Source organism: Marisediminicola senii, assembly GCF_011057645.1.
GTDB classification, from domain to species: Bacteria; Actinomycetota; Actinomycetes; order Actinomycetales; family Microbacteriaceae; genus Marisediminicola; species Marisediminicola senii.
On record NZ_JAALGE010000093.1, the window covers coordinates 1 to 3308 of the forward strand.

The 3308-nt window shown below is 72.0% G+C and carries 3 protein-coding genes and 1 pseudogene; all 4 read left to right on the forward strand.

The window, feature by feature from the left end:
* Positions 1 to 407, forward strand: a pseudogene (locus G5S38_RS15785) (1-acyl-sn-glycerol-3-phosphate acyltransferase); the annotation flags it as partial.
* Positions 407 to 1588, forward strand: a complete 1182-nt coding sequence (locus tag G5S38_RS15280; RefSeq protein WP_165070466.1) for a MarP family serine protease — start codon at positions 407 to 409, stop codon at positions 1586 to 1588. The pseudogene G5S38_RS15785 and the gene G5S38_RS15280, both read left to right, overlap by 1 nt.
* 66 nt (positions 1589 to 1654) lie before the next feature.
* Positions 1655 to 2419 carry an SDR family NAD(P)-dependent oxidoreductase gene (locus G5S38_RS15285; protein WP_165070469.1) on the forward strand — a complete coding sequence of 255 codons (765 nt, stop codon included), beginning with the start codon at positions 1655 to 1657 and terminating at the stop codon, positions 2417 to 2419.
* 4 nt (positions 2420 to 2423) lie between these two features.
* A complete protein-coding gene (locus G5S38_RS15290) occupies positions 2424 to 3149 on the forward strand; it encodes a M50 family metallopeptidase (protein ID WP_165070472.1) in 726 nt (241 codons plus the stop codon).
* The last annotated feature ends 159 nt before the right edge of the window (positions 3150 to 3308 follow it).

Genomic DNA, 3308 nt, shown 5'->3' on the forward strand with positions numbered 1-3308 from the left:
CGTCGTTCACGGTGCGCGAATTCAAGACCGGCGCGGTGCGCCTCGCCGCAGAGGCGGGCGTACCCGTCATTCCAGTCGCTATCTGGGGCGGCCACCGCCTGCTTACCAAGAACCGCCGCATCGCATTCCGCGAGCGGTTCGGCGTGCCGGTGCACTTTCTGTTCGGCGCCCCGATCACCGTGGACGCGGCCGACGACCCCCGCCTCGGCACCGAGGCCCTGCGCACCGCGATGATCGACCAGGTCACGACGCTGCAGGCGACCTACCCTGTCGACGGCACCGAAAAGTGGTGGCAGCCCCGAGCGCTCGGCGGCTCGGCCCCCACCCCGGACGAAGCCGCCGCCGCCGACGAAGCCCGCGCCCAGCGACGCGAGGCGGAGGCGGCCCGCAAGCGCGCCGGCAGCTGATGTCACTCGTCGGAATAGTCGACGCCTTCCTCGTACTGGTGCTGCTCGCCTACCTCGTCTATGGCTATCGCACCGGGCTCATCCGCAGCGTCACCGCCATCGCCGGCTTCATCGCGGGAGGTGCGGCCGCGATCTACGTCATGCCCCTGGTCGGCCCGCTCATCCCCGCCCCGGAGTGGCGCGCCCCCGCGACCATCGCCGCGGCGATCCTGCTGGTCGTCGCCGGACTCTCGATCGGCGCCGCGATCGGACGCGCCATCGGCACCACCGTCGAACGCACTCCCCTGCGCGTGATCGACCGGGTGCTCGGCGCCGCGGCCAACGTAATGGTGAGCGCACTGGTCGCGTCGATGGTCGCCTTCGGCATCAGCTCGCTCGGCGTTCCCGTGCTCTCGCAGCCCATCGCGGCCTCGTCGGTACTGCGCGCCATCGACCGGGCCACGCCCGAATCGGTGACCGAGATCACCACCCGGTTGCGCGCCCTCGCCCTGCACGACGGCATCCCCCTCATCGCCGACGCCTTTCGCGGCACCCCTCCCCAGATTCCGGATGCCTCGGTCTCCACCCCCGCGCTCGACACCGCCGCACAGTCCGTCGTGCGCATCACCGGTAACGCGTATTCGTGCGGGCAGAACCGATCGGGCTCGGGCTTCGTCGTCGCACCGGGCCGCGTCATCACCAATGCCCACGTCGTGGCGGGCGTCGACGAACCGATCGTGGAATCGGCCGAGTACGGTGCCCTCGTGGGCTCCGTCGTGTACTTCGACCCGGTCGACGACCTCGCGGTGATCGCGGTCGACGACCTGGATGCCGCACCCATCGCGTCTGCCCCGCCGCTGCAGCCCGGGCAGCGCGCGGTCGTGAACGGCTTCCCGCTCGGCGGGCCTTTCAGCGCCCACCCCGCCGAGGTCGTCGCCGTCGGCCCGCTCGGCATTTCCGACATCTACGGCGAGAATCCCATCGCGCGTGACGTCTATACGATCGCCGCCAACGTGCAGCAGGGCGAATCCGGCGGCCCGCTGCTCGCCGCGGACGGCACGGTCGTCGGCGTCATCTTCGCCAAGGGCGCCACCACGCCGAACGTGGGGTACGCCATGACGCTGGCCGAGGCCTCGCCGGTCATCGATGCCGCCGCGTCGATGCGCTCCCCCGTCGACTCTGGCGCCTGCCCGACGGGGTAGCTGTGTGACGCTCCCGGCGGGTCGCGACCGCAGGGCAGGCCCGCCCCGCGGGGCTAACGTTGCACCATGACCGAACGCCTGCTCGCCCTCGTGACCGGAGCCACCGCGGGAATCGGCCGCGAGTTCGCACAGCAACTGGCCGCGAGCGGACACGACCTCATACTCGTCGCCCGCGAACGCGGCCGGCTCGAAACGACGGCGAGCGCCATTCGCGACGCCCACCGCGTCACGGTCAGCGTGCTCGCCGCCGACCTCGGGACCCCGGAGGGCTGCGGCCTGGTGGAGGACCGCATGGCCGACTCCGCCTCTCCCGTCTCGGTGCTCGTCAACAACGCCGGGTTCGGCATCCAGGGCGCCTTTCACGAGAACGACATCGACGACGAACAGGCGATGCTCGACCTGCTGGTCGCCGTTCCGATGCGACTGACCCACGCCGCCCTGCAGCAGATGGTGCCCCGCCGCACCGGCACGATCATCAACATCGCCAGCGTCGCCGGGTACCTCCCGGCCGGCACCTACAGCTCCGCGAAGGCGTGGCTGCTCAGCTTCAGCCGCTGGGCGAACGCGTTCTACCGGGATCACGGCATCACCGTGACCGCGATCGCGCCCGGCTTCGTGCGCACCGAGTTCCACGAACGCATGAGGGTCAGCACCGAGACGGTTCCGGACGCGCTGTGGCTGCGCGCGGAGCTGCTCGTGCGTATCGCGCTGCGCGACGTCGCGCGCGGCAGGGCGGTCTCCATCCCGACCGCGCGCTACAAGCTCGTCGCCCTGGTCGCGCGCATCACCCCCGCCCGTATCGCCGCCCGGCAGGGGCTGAGGAACAGGTAGCCGAATGGGCGAGCTCGCAGACCTGTGGGGGCTGCTGACCGCGACCAGGCCCCCGCTGGATCCGGTGGCGAGCCTGCTGGCGATCGTCGCATCGGTCGTGCTGGTGGCGGTCACCCCGCTCTGGCAACTCGTGCGCCACGTGGTCACCATCGCCCACGAGGGCGGTCACGCCGTGGTGGCGACACTCGCCGGGCGACGCCTGAGCGGCATCCGGCTGCATGCCGACACCTCGGGACTCACCGTCTCCCGCGGCCGTCCGGACGGCATCGGCATGGTCCTCACCCTGCTCGCCGGCTACCCGGCCGCCGGCGTCCTCGGCCTCGGCGCGGCGTGGGCGGTGAGCGGTGGCTACACGGTGGGCATGCTGTGGATGCTTCTGCTGCTGCTCGCCGCCCTGCTGGTGCAGGTGCGCAACTGGTTCGGACTGTGGTCGGTGCTCGTGACGGGGGCATTGCTGCTCGCGGTGACGCTCATCGGCGCTCCCGACGTGCAGGGAGTGTTCGCGATCGTCGTGACCGGCGTGCTGGTGCTGGGGGCGGTGCGCTCATCGTTCGAGCTGGGTCGCGCGCGGCGCCGGCGGGGTGGTGGGATGTCGGATGCCGACCAGCTCGCGCGTCTGACGCGCATTCCGGCGATCGTCTGGGTCGGCGTGTTCATCGTCGCGTCGGGGGCGTGCGCCGTCGGTGCCGGGGTGCTGCTCGGCGTGAACGGGTGGCTGCCGGGAGCGTGAGTGGGTGCGGGTGGGGGGTGCTGCCGGGAGCGTGAGGGGCGGGGGGGCTGCCGGGTTCCGGACACGCGACACGGCCGGCCTCGCGGCCAGCCGTGTCGTGGGGGGGGAGGGCGGGGCGTCGGTTATGCGGGACCGGCGGCGAGCGGCACCGGGGGGGAC

What these genes read in the sequence shown, in the direction of transcription:
- G5S38_RS15280 (WP_165070466.1), top strand. Translation starts at nt 407, where the DNA reads ATGTCACTCGTCGGAATAGTCGACGCCTTCCTCGTACTGGTGCTGCTC.
- G5S38_RS15285 (WP_165070469.1), top strand. Translation starts at nt 1,655, where the DNA reads ATGACCGAACGCCTGCTCGCCCTCGTGACCGGAGCCACCGCGGGAATC.
- G5S38_RS15290 (WP_165070472.1), top strand. Translation starts at nt 2,424, where the DNA reads ATGGGCGAGCTCGCAGACCTGTGGGGGCTGCTGACCGCGACCAGGCCC.